We start from the raw sequence: 19,905 nt of genomic DNA, 5'->3' as shown, positions 1-19,905 counted from the left end.
TTAAGTTTTCCTTTTAGCGGAAATAAATTTATTCTTAAAATTTTAATAAATCATTATTAACTGTAAAACAATTACTTATCAATTTCTTCTCCCCATTTATAGGGAGAAGCCTACCCATAAATGGGGATTGCCAGGTGTATTTTATGTCTTTAAATTTACTAGACAAATAATTGCTAAAATTTTCTATTCTAAATATTTATTACGATAACTAAAAAAATTGTGTTTACAAATAAATAGGGTAGGGATAATAAAAATAGTGTTTGAGATATAAGTAGTTATGCCACATAAACCTAAAACAACGGTCGAAAAAGGACTGACCATCCAAAATCGGAATTGTGAAAGTTGAAACCGAAATAAAATAAAAAGTAAACCTAGTTACGAAAATCGAACAAGTAGAAAATTGTTATTAACAAGGAAAAAATTAAAAATTAGAAAAAGATTTTTTCCTTAAAATTTAAAAAAATGAATATTTTAAAAGCTTTGAGAAAACCTTATTTATCTGTCATAATTGCAAGTATATTTTTATTTGTATCTTGTGATAATAGTGAATCTTTACCAGATGTTGATTCGAAAATACAAAAAGAATACAAAACAACTTCTATAAAAAACGCAAAACTATCAAATAATTTGAATAGCTCTTTTAATTCTAAATATGCTAAAAAAGGTGCTAATGATTTTGACTTTGATAATATTAATGAAGTTGAAAATGTAGAAACAGGTGAAATTTCTTATATGATAGATTCTAATGTTGATGAAAAAATAAAACTAGGTGTTTATCCGATAGAAAATGGAGAATTTAATTTCTTAATAGTAGAATATGGAGAAAATGGTAATAATAAGGAAATAGTATATAAAAAAACAAATGGAGAAATACTAGTTACAATTTCTGCTAACACAATAACGGAGGAAGTCTCTATTACTTACCCTAATAAAACTAATAATTATGCTGCTAAAGGTGAAAGTTGTGGTCAAAAAACTTCTGATTGTTTAGTTGACAGCTATTCAAATAGAGGTTGGACTTCAGTTGGTTTATGGATAGTAACTGCTTTCTATCCAGCTTTTGCAATTGGAGCAGCTGCAGGTTGTGCAGCTGCAGTATGTTAAAAACTTAAAATATGAAAAATTTATTTATTTATTACTTTGCAATTTTATTACCAATTCCTCTACTGATAATTGTATCAAATAATAGCTCTGTAATGTTTACAGTTTTACTATTATTTTATATTATTTTTAGAGGATTTATTGATGGTCAAAGATTAATTGAAAAGAATGTAATTGAAAAAAAGGATTTGTGGAAATCTGTTCTTATTCCTTTTTGGAGTTCACGTTTTTTTAGACAACTATACTTTGAAAAATAATAACGTGGCATAACAAAGTATATAAAAAATAGCAGTTAAGTACAAACTATAAAGTTTGTGCTTTTCTGCTATTTTAATATATAAACTGAAAGTAAAAGTATTTTTATTCTGCTATTTTTCATATACAAACACGTTAAAACCCTACTTCTTCTGCAACTCAGCAGCTTTACGTTCTAACTCTGCTTGAAATTCTTCCATAACAGGTTTTACAGTGCTTTGTGGTATGTCTGCCACTTTAATATACATTAAACCATCAACAGCATTGTTAAATTTTGGATCTACATTAAAAGCCACCAAACGTGCATTTTGTTTCACGTATTTTTTAATTAAAACCGGAATTCGAAGTGCACCAGGTTCTATTTCATCGATAATTTTATCAAACTTTTGCATATCTGCTTTTGTAGCATCAAACACAAAATCTTTATCACCATCTTTTAATTTTACCTTGTATTCTTTCTTCGGATAAATATATTGTGCAATATAAGGATCGTAATAATGAGATTTCATAAACTCAATCATTAACGATTTTGAGAAATCTGAAAACTGATTGCTAATAGAAACGCCACCCATTAAATATTTATGTTCTGGATAACGTAAAGTAACGTGTACAATACCTTTCCAAAGCAAAAATAAAGGCATAGGTTTTTGCTGATATTCGCCAATAATAAAAGCACGTCCCATTTCTATAGTATTTTCCATCATTTGATGCAATTCTGGCTCAATTCTAAACAATGTTTGTACATAAAAACCATTAATACCATACTTTTTATAGATTTCTTTACCTAAACCCATTCTGTATGCACCAGCCAAACAATTTGCAGCTCTATCCCACAGAAACATATGATAATAATACTTATCATACTTATCTAAATCTATGGCTTTGTTTGTGCCTTCACCAACATCTCTAAAGGTAATTTCACGCAACCTACCAATTTCATGTAACAAATTAGGGATGTCTTTTGCGTTTGCAAAAAAGACTTCATAATTTTTACTTTCTAACAATCTACCATTATTTTCTCTTAAAGTATCAACCTCTTCAATAAATGAATCTATATTTTTTTGTGGAGTAATTTTCTTAGCAGATTTTTTAATTTTTATTTTTTCTGTTGATAAAATCTTGCTCTTTTTATCATAAGGATTTGCTAACATATAAGTCTTCTTTCGAATAAATTCGTAAAAAGCGGGTATGTCTTTAAATTCGTTTTGATCTTTTACAGCAATCGGTTTCCCAATTCTAACTTTTACCAACTTATCATCTTGAGAAACAGCTTCTGATGGTAATTTGGCTGTTCTTAAAGTATCAGAAATTTTAGATAAAAAATAGAAAAAACGACTGTTTTTTGCATGAAAATAAATAGGTATTACTGGTACTTGTGCTTTTTTTATCAAACGTACAGCACCTTCTTCCCAAGGTTTATCTACTTTCAATTTTCCTTCTGTATAGGTAGAAACTTCTCCTGCAGGAAAAATACCTAAAGGTTTACCTTCTTTTAAATGTAATAAAGCACTTTTAATTCCTGCTACACTAGATTTTACATCCTTTCTGTTTTCAAAAGGATTTACAGGCATTACATAAGGTTTTAATGGCTCAATTCTATGAAGCAGAAAATTAGCGATTATTTTATAATCTTTTCTTTTTTCAGTTAAAAGTTTTAATAGCAAAATACCATCTACACCTCCTAAAGGATGATTAGAAATCGTAATAAAAGGACCATCTTTTGGTATTCTTTTTAAATCTTCTTCTGGTATTTCGAATTGAACATTACAATCTTCTAAAACAGCATTTAAAAACTCTAAATCAGATTTATTTTTATTCTTATCATAAATCTTATTTACTTTAGATATTCTTAACACCCTTATAAGCAACCAACCTACAAATGTACCAATAAAACCAAGTTTCTGTAAACCAATTACTTGCGCTATTTCTTTAGAAGTTACTAATGCCATAAAGTTCAGTTAAAACTAAATACAAACATAGTAAAAAAAACGAAGTTCTAATTTGTTTTAATTTGGATTAACAACTATTTGTGATGTTTCTTTATTTACCTGAGTTAGCAAAGATTTTCCTTTACTTTCTATCAATTCTATTGCATTATCATCAAAATGACGAACTGTATATAAATCCACTCCTTTTTGAACTTCAATTTTAAATTGATTTTTTAATTCCTCGTAAAAAGCATCAAATTTATTGAACTTATTATCAATACAAACAGAAAAACTAATAGCAGAGTTCTGAATTAAATTTACTTTCAGTTGATAATCGTGTAATTTTTGAAATATAAAACTGATGTTATTTTCTACCATAAAAGAGAAATCTAAAGCAGAAATAGACACTAAAACCTGATCTTTCTTAACAATAAAACAAGGTATATATGGCACTAATCTTGTACCTTTACTAACCTTTGTACCTGTTTCTTTAGGATTTACAAATGAACGAACCAATAACGGAATTTCTTTTCTTTCTAATGGTTGTAGCGTTTTTGGATGAATTACAGAAGCACCATAAAAGGCCATTTCTATAGCTTCTTCATAAGAAATTTGCTCTAACAAAGTAGTATCAGAAAAAACTCTTGGATCTGCATTTAAAACTCCAGGAACATCTTTCCAAATAGTTACGCTTTCTGCGCTTAAACAATAGGCAAAAATACCAGCTGTATAATCTGACCCTTCTCTACCTAAAGTGGTTGTATTTTCAGTATCATTAGCAGCAATAAAACCTTGAGTTATATTTATTTTAGAAGTATCTACTTTTTTAGTAATTAACTCTTCTGTTAGTTGCCAATCTACTTTTGCATCTCTATAATTGCTGTCAGTTTTTACGTAGTTTCTAACATCAAACCAAACATTTTCTTGACCTAATTTTGCCAAATACGCACTTACAATTTTGGTTGATAATAATTCACCAAAACAAATAATTTGATCGTAAACATAATTAAATCTTTGCGATGTATTTCTAGCCAGAAACCAACCTAGTTCACCAAACAAAACATCTATTTCTTTGTAAACATCATCACCTTTATCAAACAAAGAACCCATAATATTTTTATGATATTCTTCTATAAAATTAAGCTTGTTAGGTAAATCTTCTTTTTTATGATAATAAGATTCTATAACATCTTCAAAAGCATTTGTCATTTTTCCCATTGCAGAAATTACAACCAAGGTATCTTTTGCACCTTCATTTTTTATAATACTTGCAACGTTTTTTACACTTTCTGCATCTTTTACAGATGCTCCTCCAAACTTAAAAATCTTCATCTTAATTATTTTCTATAAATTTTGCTAAATTCTCTTTATTCATTTGCACCACAGACCAATCACTTAAATAAGTTGCGCCTGTACTTTTATAAAATTCTATAGCATTTGTATTCCAATCAATTACTTCCCAAGCAACTCTATTGTAATTATTATCGTAAGCATATTTTAAAACAGCTGTATACAGAGCCTTACCTGCTCCTATTTTTTGTTTTTCTTTAGTAACAATAAGATCTTCTAAATGTATAGTTCTACCTTTCCATGTAGAAAAACGTTCGTAAAAAAGTGCAATACCAATAATTTTACTTTCTTGTTCTGCTACAAAAACTTTAAATTTTGGATTTGCAGAAAAACCATCATTAATTAAATCTTCTACAGTAATTTCTACAGCATCTGGCTCTTTTTCAAAAACTGCTAATTCAGTAATTAAATCTAATACAGATTGCATGTCTTTTTGTTTTCCTAACCTTATGTTGAAACTCATACTATTAAAATTTTGGTCAAAGATACTTGATTTTATAATCGCTAAAAATTATTGAAGATTTTTGACAATAAAACTTATTTTGTTCAATTTTTTAAAGATTCTTGAAAACAGTCAATTATAAATAAAAATATAATTCGAAAACGTTGTAGTAACTCAAAAAAGTTCAGATATTTGTTAAATAATTAACTATTAATCATAATAATGGCAAAAAAAAATCAAACTTTAGGAGAATTTATTATTGAAAATCAGAGCGATTTTAAGTATTCATCAGGAGAATTATCTCGATTACTAAATTCATTAAGATTAGCTGGTAAAGTTGTAAATCACGAAGTAAATAAAGCCGGACTTGTAGATATTACTGGAGCTGCAGGAGACACTAATATTCAAGGAGAAGATCAACAAAAGTTGGATGTTTATGCCAATGAGATTTTTATTCAAACACTTACAGACAGAAATATTGTTTGTGGAATAGCGAGTGAAGAAGAAGACGATTTTATTGTTATTAATAGTAAAGATGAGAATCATCAAAATAAATATGTTGTTCTTATGGATCCTTTGGATGGTTCATCAAACATAGACGTTAACGTTTCTGTTGGTACCATTTTTTCTATTTTTAGAAGGGTTACTCCTGTTGGAACACCTGTTGAAATACAAGATTTTTTACAATCTGGAGACCAACAAGTAGCTGCAGGTTATATTGTTTATGGTACCTCTACTATGTTGGTATATACTACAGGAAATGGTGTAAATGGTTTTACTTTAAACCCAGCTTTAGGTAGTTGGTATTTATCACATCCTGATATGAAATTCCCAGAAGATGGAAGCATCTATTCTGTAAACGAAGGAAATTATTTAGATTTTCCTGCAGGAATTAAAATGTATATAAAATATTGCCAAGCAGAAGAAGGAGATAGACCTTATACAAGTAGATATATTGGTTCTTTAGTTTCTGATTTTCATAGAAATATGATAAAAGGTGGAATTTATATGTATCCTAAAGGATCAAAAAACCCAAAAGGAAAACTACGTTTGTTGTATGAATGTAGTCCTATGGCATTTTTAGCAGAACAAGCTGGTGGTTTAGCCTCAGATGGATATAATAGAATTATGGAAATAGAACCTAAAGAACTACATGAAAGAGTTCCTTTTGTTTGCGGAAGTAAAAATATGGTAAAAAAAGTTGAACAATTCATGAAAACTTTTGGCGAATAAATCTTTCTTATACAGCAATAAATTATCAAAACGTAAACTTCTTGTAAAACCATGTATTTATAGTTAAATTTGTGGAACAAAAATTTTATTTAATCAATTTAATATAAAGAATTATGGCTTTTGAATTACCAGAATTAGGATATGCTTACGATGCACTAGAACCAAATATTGATGCAAGAACTATGGAAATACACCATACAAAACATCATAATGGATATACAACAAAATTAAATGCAGCAATTGAAGGAACTGATTTAGAAGGAAAATCTATTGAAGATATTTTAACTAATTTAGATATGAGTAATGGTGCTGTTAGAAATAATGGTGGTGGTTTTTACAATCATTCTTTATTTTGGTCCGTTATGAATCCTGAAAATGGTGGTTATTTATCTGGTGAATTAAAAGATGCAATTGAAGAAGCTTTTGGTTCTAAAGAAGCGTTTATAGATGCTTTTTCTAAAGCTGCAGCTACTCAGTTTGGTTCTGGTTGGGCTTGGTTATGTGTTTTACCAGGTGGTAAAGTAGAAGTTTGTTCTACACCAAACCAAGACAATCCATTAATGCCAGGTGTTACTTGTGGTGGAACTCCAATCTTAGGTTTAGATGTTTGGGAACATGCATATTACTTAAATTACCAAAACAGAAGACCAGATTATATTAGTGCTTTCTTTAAAGTAATTAACTGGAACGAAGTTGAAAAAAGATATGCAGAAGCTAAGTAATTAGATTCTCTATGATATAAAAAAAGCATCCAATTCTGGATGCTTTTTTTATATCAATAATTTATAATATTCTAATAAGCTCTTTCATCATTACCTTCATAAAAATTAATGAAAGCTTGGTTTACAACTCTCATACCTCCAGGAGTTGGATAATTACCAGTAAAATACCAATCTCCTAAATTATCTGGACAAGCTTTATGTAACCCATCTATAGTTTGATAAATTACTTCTACATCTGCTTTAATGTCTTCTGTTTTTAACATCTCAGCAATTTTAGCAGAAATCTCTTCAGCGTTAAAAGGGCTATAAATTCCCTTTACATGGTTTATAATTTCTTCGTCTGTTTTAGATTGTTGCTCTTTACACAACTTATAAACATCACTTACAATGTGATATTGATTTGTGTCTTTTAACAACTCTAAAGCAGCTTTAAAGGCAATAAATGCTTCAATTCTTGCCATATCAATTCCGTAACAATCTGGATAACGAATTTGAGGTGCAGAAGACACTACCACAATTTTTTTAGGGCTTAGCCTATCTAAAATTTTAATAATACTTTTCTTTAAAGTTGTTCCACGTACAATACTATCATCAATAATTACCAAATTATCTGTAGGCTTTACAACCCCATAAGTAATATCGTAAACATGCTCTACCAAATCATCTCTAGAACTGTCATCAGCAATAAAAGTTCTTAACTTAGCATCTTTAATGGCAATTTTCTCAAAACGTGGTCTTTCTGATAAAATTTCTGTAACTTTTTCTGCAGATAAATTTTTACCTCCAGCCAAAATCTTTGCTGTTTTTTGTTGATTTAATAAATCTTCAGCAGCTTCTGTCATCCCATAAAAAGATGTTTCTGCAGTATTTGGTATAAAAGAAAATACTGTATTAGAAATATCGCTATCTATTGATTTTAATATTTCAGGAAAAACATATTTCCCTAAATTTTTACGTTCTTCATAAATAGCAGCATCACTACCTCTAGAAAAGTAAATACGCTCAAAAGAACAAGCTAAATTTTCTCTTGGCTCGTTTACTTTTTTAATCGAAGTTTTACCACTTTTTTTAATAATTAGCGCATGTCCTCTTTCTAACTCTTTAACTTCATCTATTTTTACATTAAAAACAGTTTGTATAACTGGTCTTTCTGATGCTACAACTACTACCTCATCATCTTCATAAAAATAAGTTGGTCTAATGCCATTTGGGTCTCTTAAAACAAAAGCATCTCCATGACCAACTAAACCAGCCATTGCGTAACCACCATCCCAATTTCTAGAAGATCTTTTTAAAACTTTTTTTAGTTTTAAATTTTCTTCTATATAAGGTGATGCGTTTCTTTTGTTAAATCCTTTTTTCTTAGCTTCCTGGTATAATTTTGCAACTTCATCCTCTAAAAAATGCCCAATTTTTTCCATTACAGTTACTGTGTCTGTAAATTCTTTTGGATGCTGACCTAACTCTACTAACTCTTCTAAAATCTGATTAGAATTAGTCATATTAAAATTACCAGCAACAATTAAGTTTTTATGTTTCCAGTTACTTTGCCTTAAAAAAGGATGTACACTTTCTATACTATTTTTACCAAAAGTTCCATAACGTACATGCCCTAAAAATAAATTTCCTACATAAGGCATGTTTTCTTCTTGCCAAGCAACATCGTCTTTTTTATCTGGGTTTTGCTCTAAAACACCATTTAAACGTTCGTTAATTTGTGCAAAAACATCTTGTATAGGTTGTGGTTTATTAGAACGTACTCTACTAATATACCTTGTACCTGGCTCTACATTAAATTTTACACTGGCAAAACCTGCACCATCTTGCCCTCTATTGTGCTGCTTTTCCATTAATAAATACATTTTATTAATTCCGTAAAAGGCAGAACCATATTTGTCTTTGTAAAACTGTAAAGGCTTCTTTAATCGAACAAGTGCAATTCCACATTCGTGTTTAATAGCATCACTCATTATAGTAATATTTTATGTTATTGAAATAAAAAATCCGCAGCAAAAACCGCGGATTAAATTATGAAATGTTTATATCAAATTGAGTTAATTCCCTAAAAGCTTGTAATCGAACTCTTACTTCATCTTGGGTTAACTCTTGCATACGTTCTGTACCAAATTTCTCTACACAAAAAGAGGCTAAATTAGAACCGTAAATAATGGCGTTTTTCATATTCTCAAAAGAGATGTTTTCTGTTTTTGCTAAATAACCACAAAAACCACCTGCAAAAGTATCTCCTGCACCTGTTGGATCAAAAACTTCTGCTAAAGGTAAAGCTGGTGCAAAAAACATTTTTCCTTCACTAAATAATAAAGCTCCATGTTCTCCTTTTTTAATTACTACATATTTAGGCCCCATTTCGTGAATTTTCTTTGCTGCATTTACCAAAGAATATTCTCCAGAAAGCTGACGTGCTTCCTCATCATTAATAGTAATTACATCTACTCTTTTTAAAACAGTATGCAAATCTGCTAATGCAATATCCATCCAAAAATTCATTGTATCTAAAACAACTAGTTTTGGTCTTTCCGTCATTTGGTCTAAAACAGAAGCTTGGATTAAGGGGTGTAAATTACCCAACATTACAATACCTGCATCTTTAAAACTTTCTGGCACAATTGGTTTAAAGTTTTCTAACACATTTAATTCTGTAACTAAAGTATCTCTAGAGTTCATATCATTATGATATTTACCACTCCAAAAAAACGTTTTTCCTTCTTTAATTACCTCTACACCATCAGTATTAATTCCTTTAGCATTCATCATTTTAAGATAATCATCAGGGAAATCTCCGCCAACAACAGAAACAACACCTGTTTCAATACCAAAAGTGCTTGCAGCTAAACCTACAAAAGTTCCTGAACCTCCTAAAATTTTATCAGTTTTACCAAAAGGTGTTTCAATTGCATCAAATGCTACAGTACCAACTGCCAATAATTTACTCATAAATTGCTCTAATCCTTCTAAAAAAGAAGGGATTTTTAAATTAAGAGAAATATTACTCTCTCTATAGTTTGTTAATAAAAAATCTTTCTTTTATATTATTAAGACATAAAATGCCTTTTTATGCCTAATTTTGCACGATTATTGTACAATAAATTACAAAAGGCAAAAATAAGTTTTAAAAATGACTATCAAAGAAATACAAGAAGAAATTATTGATGAGTTTTCTATGTTTGATGATTGGATGGAGCGTTATGAATACATTATAGAATTAGGTAAATCTTTACCAATTATTAATGCTCAATACAAATTAGATGAAAACTTAATAAAAGGATGCCAATCTAAAGTTTGGCTCTACTCTGAATTAGAAAACGATACCATAAAATATACAGCAGATAGTGATGCTATTTTAACAAAAGGAATTGTGGCATTATTATTGCGCGTTTTTTCTGAACAAAAACCAACAGATATTTTAAATGCTGATACAAATTTTATTGATGAAATTGGCTTAAAAGAACATTTATCGCCAACAAGAGCAAACGGCTTAGTTTCTATGGTAAAACAGATAAAAATGTACGCAATTGCGCAACAAACTAAATTAGCTAATTAAGTTTCCTAATAATTTTAGGAATAACACAACAACAGAATGACAGACAAAGAACTAGAAGAAATAGGAGATAAAATTATAAGAGTTTTAAAAACCATTTTTGATCCAGAAATACCAGTTGACATTTACGAGTTAGGTTTAATTTATGATGTTTTTGTTTCTGATGAAAACAATGCAAAAATATTAATGACCTTAACATCTCCAAACTGCCCAGTTGCAGAAACTTTACCTGTAGAAGTTGAAGATAAAGTAAAAACATTAAAAGAGATAAACGAGTGTGAGGTAGAAATTACTTTCGACCCAACTTGGACTCAAGAAATGATGAGTGAAGAAGCAAAGCTAGAATTAGGTATGCTTTAGTATTCAGTATTCAGTATTCAGTATTCAGTATTCAGTATTCAGTATTCAGTATTCAGTATTCAGTATTCAGTATTCAGTATTCAAAACTAAAAAAACTTTGAAACTTTGAAACTTTGAAACTTTGAAACTTAAAGAAAAATGGAAGAAATTATAAATAGAGTTGCCAATAGCAAACTAAAAACTTTTGATTTAGAAGAAATTTATCCTGAAGGAAAAAGAGTTTTGTTTGATATTAAAGATTGGCTTTATGAAGAGTTAATTCTAAAAGAAAAAGACTTTAGAGATTCAGTAAAAAACCATAATTGGGAACAGTACAAAAATTCTTTTGTAGCTGTAAATTGTTCTGTAGATGCTATTGTGCCTTCTTGGGCTTTTATGCTAGTCGCTTCAGAATTAATACCTTTTGCAAATAAAGTAGTAATTGGCGATTTAGAATTATTAGAAACTGTAATATATCAAGAATTAATTGGTTTTTTAGATTTAAGAGATTTTGCTAATAAGCCTGTAATTATAAAAGGTTGTGCAGAAAAACCTATACCAGCATCAGCATTTGCTTTTTTAATTGAAAAACTACAACCTATTGCAAAGTCAATTATGTTTGGCGAAGCTTGCTCAACAGTACCTCTTTATAAGTCTAAAAATTAATTTTATTTTTGTGTAATTTAAAGTTTTATATCGTGAAAAATTTATTGCTATTGCTTTTCTTTTTAAGCTCTGTAAGCGTTTTATCTCAAAAAAAGAAAAAAGAAGAACCACAACCCAAATGGAAAATTAATGGCAAATTTACTTTTGTTTTTAATCAATCTTCATTTTCTAATTGGTCTTCAGGAGGAGAAAATACAATAGCTAGTAACTTTAACGTGAATTACGATTTTAATTACAAAAAAAATAACGTGAACTGGGATACTAGACTAATAACCAGTTACGGATTAAGTCATTTAAGCGAAAATGGTTGGAGAAAAACGGACGATCGTTTCGAATTAAATTCTGTACTTGGTATTAAAACAACCACATATTGGTTTTTTTCTTTTATCAGCAATTTTAAATCACAATACTCAGAGGGTTTTAATTACAATGTTGAGCCTAAAGTTGCTGTTTCTGACTTTTTATCGCCTGCATATTTAACTTTTGGACCTGGTATGTTATGGAAAAAATCGGACAATTTAAATGTTAATATTGCACCAGGAACTGCAAGATACACTTTTGTTAACGATGATTTTTCTGGTCAATTTGGTGTAGATGATGGTAGAAATACCGCCTTTAGTTTAGGTTTTAACTTATCTGGCTATTATAAATTTAAATTGATGGAAAATATTCAGATGGAAAATATCTTAACGCTTTATTCTGATTATTTAGCAAACATTGGCAATATAGATACTGATTATCAAACAAATATTCGTTTTACAGTAAACAAATCTATTAAAATGCTTATGACTTTTCATACTATTATTGATGATAATGCTTCTAGTAGAATTCAATTTAAACAATTATTTGGCTTAGGTGTTAATTATAATTTTCATGATAAAGTGACTTATTAATAAATTTATTGTCTAAAGAATAAAGTGTATTTTTGCACGCTTATTTTTTAAAAGTAAAAACAAAAAAATGAAAAAACTTTCTATTCTACTATTATTAGTATGCATTAGCTTTACTGCAAATGCACAAACTGCTGAAGAATTAAAAAAAGAACAAGCTCCTAAAAAAGCTCAAATTGCTAAATTACAAGGAGAAGTAAAAGCTTTACAAGCTAAAATTGATGCATTACCTGGCTGGAGAAAAGGTGCTTTTGGTACTATTGGTGCTAGTTTATCTGGTTTTAACAATTGGTATGCAAGAACTGCCCCAAATACGGCTGCAGGTAATATTGGTATTACTGTTAACGGATTTGCAAATCTAATTGAAGAAGATTTTTTCTGGAGAAACTCTGGTACAATTAATTTAGGTTGGGTTAAAATTGATGATAAAGACGACCCTACAGATTCTGATAAATTCGAAACAGCAACAGACGTTTTTACAATTTCTTCTTTGTATGGTAAAAGATTAAATAAAAAATGGGCAATTTCTGCTTTAGGTGAATACAGAACAACATTATTAGACAATTTTAATGACCCTGGTTATTTAGATTTAGGTGCTGGTGCAACTTGGACACCAACAAGCCATTTAGTAGTAGTTATACACCCTGGAAACTACAATTTTGTATTTAGTAGTGGAGATACTGTTTTTGAATCTTCTTTAGGTGCAAAGATTGTAGCAGATTATACGAATAAATATGGAGGTTTAAGCGTAAAATCTAACTTATCTATGTTTCAAAGCTATAAAGATGGTGATTTATCTAACTGGACATGGACCAACTCTTTTGGTTACACAATCTGGAAAGGCATTGGTTTAGGTTTCGAGCTTGGTTTAAGAAACAACAAACAAGAAGCAGCAAACTTTCAAGGAGTAGATTTAGGCGCAGAAGATAACAAATTACAATCTTACTGGTTATTTGGTTTAAGCTATGCTTTTTAATTAAATAAAAAAATAATATATATTAAACCTCAAGAAATTCTTGAGGTTTTTTATTTTAATTACTTTTGTAACTTAAATTTCTGTGGATGACCTTATTAATAATTTACGCAACAATATCTATTTTTTTCTCATTTCTGTGTTCTATTTTAGAAGCAGTCTTATTAAGTATTACTCCTACTTTTATCAACCTAAAAAAGAGCGAAGGTGAAAGTTACGCAAGTGAATTAGAAACTTTAAAGAAAGACGTAGACAAACCTTTAATTGCTATTTTAACAATTAACACAATTGCACATACTGTAGGTGCAATTTTAGTAGGTGTACAAGCAAAAGTTGCTTACGCAGAAATGTACGGAACTACCACAAGTAGTATTTTAGGCTTTGAGTTTACAGAAGATATAATGGTTGGTGTTGTTTCTACAATAATGACAATTCTAATATTAGTAGCTTCAGAAATTATACCAAAAACCATTGGTGCAACTTACTGGAAACAATTATCTAACTTTACTTCTAAAGCCTTAAACATTATGATATTTCCTTTAAAATGGACAGGTATTCTTTGGGTTTTACAGCTTACTACAAAATTAATTGGTGGTAAAGGCCATGGAAGTATTTTAAGTAGAGAAGGCTTTTTAGTAATGACAGAAATGGCTGAAAAAGATGGCGTTTTTCAAAAGAATGAAAGTAAAGTAATTCGAAATCTTTTAGGTTTTAAAGAGATAAAAGTAAATGATGTAATGACCCCAAGAACGGTTTTAGAAACTGCTGATGAAAGCCAAACTATACAAGCTTTTTACAACGATCATAAAAATTTACGTTTTTCTAGAATTCCTGTTTTTAAAGATAATCCAGATGAAATTACAGGTTTTTTCTTAAAAGATAATTTATTAGAAGCTATAATTAATGGTAAAGGTTCTGAAACTTTAGCAACAATTAGAAGAGATATTCTAATTACAAACAGAGATTTATCTATTGCAGATTTGTTTGATAAATTGATTAAAGAAAAAGAACATATTGCTTTAGTTGTAGATGAGTATGGTTCTGTAAGCGGATTAGTTTCTCAAGAAGATGTTATTGAAACTTTATTAGGTTTAGAAATTATGGACGAAACCGATAATATTGCAGACTTACAATCTTATGCAAGAAAATCTTGGGAAAACCGTGCCAAAAGAATGGGTATTATTGAAGAAGAGAAAAAAGGATAAAAATAATTATTTTTTGAATCCTGACATTTCATCAACCAAAATTTGGTAATTATTTTGAATTTTATCTTCTATTTGATTATAAGACAAATCTTTACCTTTTAATTTAGAATCTATTTGTTGATTTTCTTTAACATTATAAATTCTAAAATTTAAATCCCATTTTTTATTCTGTTTCAGAATATCTTTTAGGTCAATTTTCGACATTATTATAAAATCAACATTTATTTTTTCTGAAATTAATTTACAATATTTTTTATCGTATACATTTTGATATGGAACCTGTATAAGTTTCTTGAAAGGAAAATTTATCAGAATTATTTCAAAATTATTGCTAAAATTTGTTTCTAATATATCTTATATTTCAGGAGAAAAACCTCCATTGGCATTTAAATCATAGGGAGGTAAAACTAAAACAGAGGGTTTCTGTATTTTTCTAAAAACAGATTTTTTAGAAAAACCAGAAACCAAGAATATTATTAAAAATAAAATTACTAGCTGTTTAAAACAGCTAATATTAAAAAAACTATTCCTCCTCTTTATACTCATAGTACAAAAAGTCGTTATAAGGAAAACGTTGAATGTGTATTTTCTTTACTTCTTCGTAAGTTTTGTCTTTAAAATCGTCTAGATTTTCTTTATTTAAAGCAGAAATAAAAATAGATTCAACCTCATTTTTATTCATCCAGGTTTTTTTCCAGTCTTTTAAAGTGTAGTGTTCTTTTCCTTTTTCGGTTTCTAGATCATCTGCATCAATTATTTCATGTTGATAAGCATCAATCTTATTAAATACCATTAAAGTAGGTTTGTCATCACTTTTTATATCTCTTAAAATATCATTTACAGAAGCAATATGATCTTCAAAATTAGGATGAGAGATATCAACCACATGTAACAACAAATCTGCTTCACGAACTTCATCTAAGGTAGATTTAAAAGACTCTACCAATTGTGTTGGCAATTTTCTAATAAACCCAACAGTATCTGTCATTAAGAACGGAATATTCTTAATAACCACTTTACGAACTGTGGTATCTAAGGTTGCAAAAAGTTTATTTTCGGCAAAAACATCACTTTTACTAATTACGTTCATTAAGGTAGATTTACCAACATTGGTATACCCAACTAAAGCTACACGAACCATTTTACCACGATTCTTACGCTGAACCGCCATTTGTTTATCAATGACTTTTAATCGTTTTTTTAGTAAAGATATTTTATCACGAATAATACGTCTATCTGTTTCTATTTCTGTTTCTCCAGGTCCACGCATACCAATACCACCTTTCTGTTTATCAAGGTGTGTCCAAAGTCTCGTTAAACGAGGTAATAAATATTCGCTTTGTGCTAATTCTACCTGAGTTTTAGCAGAGCTTGTTTGTGCTCTTTGAGCAAAAATATCTAAAATTAAATTGGTTCTATCTAAAATTTTACAATCTAAAATTTTCTCTATATTACGTAATTGTGCTGGCGATAATTCATCATCAAAAATGGCAGTACCAATATGATTGGAATGAATATAAGCTCTAACATCTTCTAATTTACCAGCGCCTAAAAATGTTTTAGGGTTAGGTCTTTCCATTTTTTGCACAAAACGTTTTACAGCAACTCCACCTGCAGTTGATGTTAAAAACTCTAACTCATCTAAATATTCTGTAGACTTTGCTTCATCTTGCTGTTGTGTAATTACACCAATTAAAACAGCTTTTTCTGAAATGGCTTCTTTTTGATCTATCATATAATACAAAAATACAAACTATTCTTTATTTTAAAACCCAAAAAAGCCCCAACAATTGTTGAGGCTAAGCTAAAAGCTTTAATTAACCAATTCAAATTCAAATATTTTAAAAAAATATTACTCTTTCACAAACTTTACAGGTAGTGTATAGGTTCTTAAAAATTTTACATTTTTAATTGTAGCCACTTTATAGTTTAATTTTCTTTTTATAAACTTAGCTATGTTTTCTTTTTCTGTGTTAACTGATAACACAATAATTTCTCCTTGTCTATTAATGATAAATTTAATAGAAGCTTTTTCTTCTGTATTATCTAAAATATTTTGATAGTCTCCTAATAAGTTTTCAATCTTAATTCTTAATCGATTATTTACCTCTTTTTTTACTCTTTCATCATTATTAGAAAAAGTAGAAAACACAGTCATAAAAGTTAGTAAAATTACAATAGATAGCTTTTTCATTTTATTATATTTTGTTTTTAGGTATTATTATTTAACACTGTAAAATTAATAGAAGTATAATTTTAAAAGCTAAAGTAAATGTTATAAAAACATGTAGTTTCAGTTAGTTTGGGTACTTTTTTAAAAGGGTTAACATTGAAGATAAACTATCAAAAAAGTGTTAATAATTATTAAAATACAATTGTATTAATAATAGAAAATAAAGATTGTAAGAGTAATTTAAGCAATTACCTTATTCTTATAAAAACAATGCAATATCTTAGATTAATTTAACATTAAGAGTATAAAAATTATTTGTGAAAATTATTTTATTTGAATAAAAAATTAGGAAACCATCTTGTAGAATTACAAAGAACAAAAGCTATATAAATAGAAAAAACCTCAATTTACATTGAGGTTTTAACTAATTAATTCAAATTTTTTACACTTCTTTTTTTTTCTTATACTCTTTCTTTTTAATAGTTAATTTTTATTTATGCAAAAATAAAATGTTTTTATTTATTTGAGTTGATTTTAATGTTAATAAAACATTTACTTAAAGTTAAAAATTGCTTAAAAAGCAATTTTTAGTGTTTAATTTATAATTAAAATTAAAAATCCTCAATGAAATTGAGGATTTTATAGCTATTTTAAATTTCGTACTTATTCAGTTAATTCTTTCTATAGCCAAATTCAAATTTTAATCACTACAAATTTATAATAGTAATTATTATTTATAGTTATTTGAAAGTTAATAAAACTAGAGGTTTAAGTTATGAATGCCCTAAAATAATTGTCTATTTTTACAATAAAGTAAAAAATATGTTTCCAACACTATCATCATCTAAACAGAAAAAAAATATAACAACAATTGCATTTTATAATGTAGAAAATTTATTTGATACTATAGACAACCCTAAAACTGCGGATGATGATTTTACACCTAAAGGAAGAAACAAATGGAACTATAAACGCTATGATTCTAAAATAAAAAAACTGAGTTCTGTAATTTCTCAATTGGGTTTAAACAGATCTAAATATCCGCCTGCAATTGTAGGTTTGGTAGAAGTTGAAAATGCAAAAGTGGTTTCTGATTTGGCAAATTCATCTTATTTAAAAAAACATCATTATGGTTTTGTACATCATAATTCGCCTGATGAACGTGGAATTGATGTTGCTTTATTATACAATAAAATTGCTTTTGAGTTGATTGATTCTGAAACTTACCCTGTTTATTTAAAAGATGAAAGAGGCAAAAGAGATTACACCAGAGATATTTTAAAAGTTAGTGGAAATTTAAATGGTGAGTTAGTACATATATTAGTAAATCATTGGTCTTCTAGAAGAGAAGGTGCCCTAGAAACTGAACCTAAAAGAATTATTGCTGCAGAAACTGCAAGAGGTATTATCGAAGAAATAAAAAGTAAAGAAATGAGCCCAAAAATTATAATTATGGGCGATTTTAATGATGATCCTACAAGTACAAGTGTAAAAGATTTTTTGGTTAAAGATGATTTTTACAATCCTATGAAAAGTTTGTTAGCAAAAGGCAATGGTACTTTAACTTATAATGGTAATTGGAACTTATTTGATCAAATAATATTTTCTAAAAACTTCTTAGAAAAAAAAGAGGGTAAAAGCTACTTTAAACATGCAGAAGTTTTTAATAAAAAGTGGATGAAAATTTACAAAGGCAAATACAAAGGAAGCCCTTTTAGAACTTATATTGGCCCTTGGTATAAAGGTGGTTTTTCAGATCATTTCCCTGTATATGCTTTTTTAAAAAAGAAAGATTAATCTTTTTTAACACCTTTAAAAGCATTCAAAATTTTTTCATCATTTAGAATATACTTCTTGTATTTACCATCTCTATATCTATAATAAATAAACAAAGGCATAAATAAAAAAGACAAAAACAAAACGCCTAAACCCATAACAATTTGGGCTTTTTCATGTTCTGTGTTAATAAGATATATTCCTACTATCATCCAAAGTAAAAAGACAATAAACATTATTTTTAACGCTAACTTCATATCGCAAAACTACAAAAGTTATACTTTTAAAGAATGAAGAAAATAATACTTTTATTAATAATTATCTTTGGATGTAAAAAAACACATCAAAAATTAAAACCAATGAGCAAAAAAATAGTCATAGCACACAGAGGAGCTTCTGGATATTTACCTGAGCATACTTTGCAATCAAAAGCAATGGCTTATGCAATGAATGTAGATTTTATTGAGCAAGATTTGGTATTAAGTAAAGATAATGTACCTATTGTAATTCATGATATTTATTTGGATGATGTAACAGATGTTGCCAAAAAATTCCCAGAAAGAAAAAGAAGTGATAATCGTTATTATGTTATCGATTTTACTTTTGATGAATTAAAAATACTAAAAGTTTCAGAACGATTTAATCCTAAAACTGGCAAACAAGTATATTCGAATCGCTTTCCTATTTGGCAAGGCAATTTTAAGCTACATTCTTTACAAGAAGAAATAGAATTAATACAAGGTTTAAATACATCTACAGGTAAAAATATTGGAATTTATCCAGAGATAAAAGCGCCAGAATTTCATCAAAAAGAAAATAAAAATTTAACCGAAATTGTTTTAAAAGTTCTTTCTGATTATGGTTACAAAACCAAAAAAGACAACTGTATATTACAGTGTTTTAATGCCAAAGAATTAGAAAGAATTCGTAAAGAATTAAAATCTAAATTATTTTTGGTTCAATTAATGGAGTTTAAAGAAGAAACAAAACAATTAGCACATTTTGCAACTTATGCAGATGGTATTGGCCCTTGGTACAGACAAATTCTAAGTAAAAAAGAAGGTGATAAATTTACGTTTACTACACTTGTTGATGATGCCCATGAGTTAGGTTTAAAAGTGCATCCTTATACTTTTAGAGCAGATGATTTAGCAGAGTTTTCATCCTTTAAAGAAATGATGCAAACACTTTTAATTGATGCTAATGTAGATGGTGCTTTTACAGATTTCCCTGATAAAGTTATTGCATTTTTAAGAAAATAAAGGCGTTATTTTAATCATATAAATAATTCAA

General features: G+C 28.4%; 21 protein-coding genes. 12 read left to right on the top strand and 9 right to left on the bottom strand.

Going from position 1 to position 19,905, the window contains the following annotated elements:
• Window positions 1-462 precede the first annotated feature (462 nt).
• Complete coding sequence (locus ACJJVK_RS06625; RefSeq protein ID WP_405564405.1) at window positions 463-1,104, top strand: hypothetical protein; 642 nt, start codon at window positions 463-465, stop codon at window positions 1,102-1,104.
• Between the two features lie 11 nt (window positions 1,105-1,115).
• Window positions 1,116-1,358, top strand: coding sequence for a hypothetical protein (locus ACJJVK_RS06620; protein ID WP_405564402.1), 243 nt, complete (start codon window positions 1,116-1,118; stop codon window positions 1,356-1,358).
• Between the two features lie 141 nt (window positions 1,359-1,499).
• On the opposite strand, the gene ACJJVK_RS06615 is transcribed toward ACJJVK_RS06620, so the two are convergent.
• Genes ACJJVK_RS06615 through ACJJVK_RS06605 form a run of 3 tightly spaced genes read right to left on the bottom strand, consistent with a single transcriptional unit; the run spans window position 1,500 to window position 5,097 of the window.
• A complete protein-coding gene (locus ACJJVK_RS06615) occupies window positions 1,500-3,305 on the bottom strand; it encodes a GNAT family N-acyltransferase (RefSeq protein WP_405564399.1) in 1,806 nt (601 codons plus the stop codon).
• 57 nt (window positions 3,306-3,362) lie between these two features.
• A complete protein-coding gene (locus tag ACJJVK_RS06610) occupies window positions 3,363-4,616 on the bottom strand; it encodes an aspartate kinase (protein WP_405564396.1) in 1,254 nt (417 codons plus the stop codon).
• A gap of 1 nt (window position 4,617) precedes the next feature.
• Entirely contained in the window at window positions 4,618-5,097 is a 480-nt protein-coding gene (locus ACJJVK_RS06605; RefSeq protein ID WP_405564393.1) for a GNAT family N-acetyltransferase, read from the bottom strand.
• Window positions 5,098-5,298: 201 nt separating this feature from the next.
• Between ACJJVK_RS06605 and fbp the strand changes: the two genes are divergently transcribed.
• Window positions 5,299-6,309: a class 1 fructose-bisphosphatase gene (fbp, locus tag ACJJVK_RS06600; RefSeq protein ID WP_215994086.1), complete on the top strand. Its 1,011-nt coding sequence runs from the start codon at window positions 5,299-5,301 to the stop codon at window positions 6,307-6,309.
• A gap of 113 nt (window positions 6,310-6,422) precedes the next feature.
• Entirely contained in the window at window positions 6,423-7,031 is a 609-nt protein-coding gene (locus tag ACJJVK_RS06595) for a superoxide dismutase (RefSeq protein ID WP_405564391.1), read from the top strand.
• A gap of 71 nt (window positions 7,032-7,102) precedes the next feature.
• On the opposite strand, the gene ACJJVK_RS06590 is transcribed toward ACJJVK_RS06595, so the two are convergent.
• Together ACJJVK_RS06590 and ACJJVK_RS06585 are read right to left on the bottom strand one after the other, a co-directional pair.
• On the bottom strand, window positions 7,103-9,001 hold the full coding sequence (locus ACJJVK_RS06590) for an amidophosphoribosyltransferase (RefSeq protein ID WP_405564389.1): 1,899 nt from the start codon (window positions 8,999-9,001) through the stop codon (window positions 7,103-7,105).
• A 58-nt stretch (window positions 9,002-9,059) separates the two neighbouring features.
• Window positions 9,060-9,986 (bottom strand): PfkB family carbohydrate kinase, encoded by a 927-nt coding sequence (locus ACJJVK_RS06585; RefSeq protein ID WP_405564386.1) that lies wholly within the window; start codon window positions 9,984-9,986, stop codon window positions 9,060-9,062.
• Between the two features lie 181 nt (window positions 9,987-10,167).
• Between ACJJVK_RS06585 and ACJJVK_RS06580 the strand changes: the two genes are divergently transcribed.
• The 6 genes from ACJJVK_RS06580 to ACJJVK_RS06555 all read left to right on the top strand — a co-directional run bounded on the left by ACJJVK_RS06580 (window position 10,168) and on the right by ACJJVK_RS06555 (window position 14,663).
• The gene (locus ACJJVK_RS06580; RefSeq protein WP_405564384.1) at window positions 10,168-10,593 is read left to right on the top strand and encodes a SufE family protein; all 426 of its coding nucleotides are present in this window, start codon (window positions 10,168-10,170) and stop codon (window positions 10,591-10,593) included.
• Window positions 10,594-10,629: 36 nt separating this feature from the next.
• Window positions 10,630-10,950 (top strand): DUF59 domain-containing protein, encoded by a 321-nt coding sequence (locus ACJJVK_RS06575; RefSeq protein WP_215994081.1) that lies wholly within the window; start codon window positions 10,630-10,632, stop codon window positions 10,948-10,950.
• Between the two features lie 138 nt (window positions 10,951-11,088).
• A complete protein-coding gene (locus ACJJVK_RS06570) occupies window positions 11,089-11,595 on the top strand; it encodes a DUF2480 family protein (protein WP_215994080.1) in 507 nt (168 codons plus the stop codon).
• A 32-nt stretch (window positions 11,596-11,627) separates the two neighbouring features.
• The gene (locus ACJJVK_RS06565; protein WP_215994079.1) at window positions 11,628-12,488 is read left to right on the top strand and encodes a DUF3078 domain-containing protein; all 861 of its coding nucleotides are present in this window, start codon (window positions 11,628-11,630) and stop codon (window positions 12,486-12,488) included.
• Between the two features lie 67 nt (window positions 12,489-12,555).
• Window positions 12,556-13,461: a DUF3078 domain-containing protein gene (locus ACJJVK_RS06560; protein WP_405564380.1), complete on the top strand. Its 906-nt coding sequence runs from the start codon at window positions 12,556-12,558 to the stop codon at window positions 13,459-13,461.
• A gap of 86 nt (window positions 13,462-13,547) precedes the next feature.
• Window positions 13,548-14,663: a CNNM domain-containing protein gene (locus tag ACJJVK_RS06555; RefSeq protein ID WP_405564378.1), complete on the top strand. Its 1,116-nt coding sequence runs from the start codon at window positions 13,548-13,550 to the stop codon at window positions 14,661-14,663.
• Window positions 14,664-14,669: 6 nt separating this feature from the next.
• Here ACJJVK_RS06555 and ACJJVK_RS06550 read toward each other — a convergent pair whose 3' ends face one another.
• From ACJJVK_RS06550 to ACJJVK_RS06540, 3 genes are all read right to left on the bottom strand, one after another.
• On the bottom strand, window positions 14,670-14,867 hold the full coding sequence (locus ACJJVK_RS06550; protein WP_405564376.1) for a hypothetical protein: 198 nt from the start codon (window positions 14,865-14,867) through the stop codon (window positions 14,670-14,672).
• A 319-nt stretch (window positions 14,868-15,186) separates the two neighbouring features.
• Window positions 15,187-16,398, bottom strand: a complete 1,212-nt coding sequence (gene hflX / locus ACJJVK_RS06545) for a GTPase HflX (RefSeq protein WP_405564374.1) — start codon at window positions 16,396-16,398, stop codon at window positions 15,187-15,189.
• A 117-nt stretch (window positions 16,399-16,515) separates the two neighbouring features.
• Window positions 16,516-16,857: a hypothetical protein gene (locus ACJJVK_RS06540; protein WP_405564364.1), complete on the bottom strand. Its 342-nt coding sequence runs from the start codon at window positions 16,855-16,857 to the stop codon at window positions 16,516-16,518.
• An 801-nt stretch (window positions 16,858-17,658) separates the two neighbouring features.
• On the opposite strand from ACJJVK_RS06540, the gene ACJJVK_RS06535 reads away from it, so the two are divergent.
• Window positions 17,659-18,633, top strand: coding sequence for an endonuclease/exonuclease/phosphatase family protein (locus ACJJVK_RS06535; RefSeq protein WP_405564363.1), 975 nt, complete (start codon window positions 17,659-17,661; stop codon window positions 18,631-18,633).
• Here the strand turns inward: ACJJVK_RS06535 and ACJJVK_RS06530 are convergent.
• Window positions 18,630-18,848, bottom strand: coding sequence for a hypothetical protein (locus tag ACJJVK_RS06530; RefSeq protein ID WP_405564360.1), 219 nt, complete (start codon window positions 18,846-18,848; stop codon window positions 18,630-18,632). The two genes, ACJJVK_RS06535 and ACJJVK_RS06530, sit on opposite strands and share 4 nt — an antisense overlap.
• 54 nt (window positions 18,849-18,902) lie before the next feature.
• Here ACJJVK_RS06530 and glpQ point away from each other — a divergent pair, with 54 nt between their 5' ends.
• Window positions 18,903-19,874 (top strand): glycerophosphodiester phosphodiesterase, encoded by a 972-nt coding sequence (gene glpQ, locus ACJJVK_RS06525; RefSeq protein ID WP_405564358.1) that lies wholly within the window; start codon window positions 18,903-18,905, stop codon window positions 19,872-19,874.
• The last annotated feature ends 31 nt before the right edge of the window (window positions 19,875-19,905 follow it).

The organism is Polaribacter sp. Asnod6-C07 (assembly GCF_045063625.1).
Classification (GTDB): domain Bacteria; phylum Bacteroidota; class Bacteroidia; order Flavobacteriales; family Flavobacteriaceae; genus Polaribacter; species Polaribacter vadi_A.
This window is presented reverse-complemented; position numbering and strand designations above follow the sequence as displayed.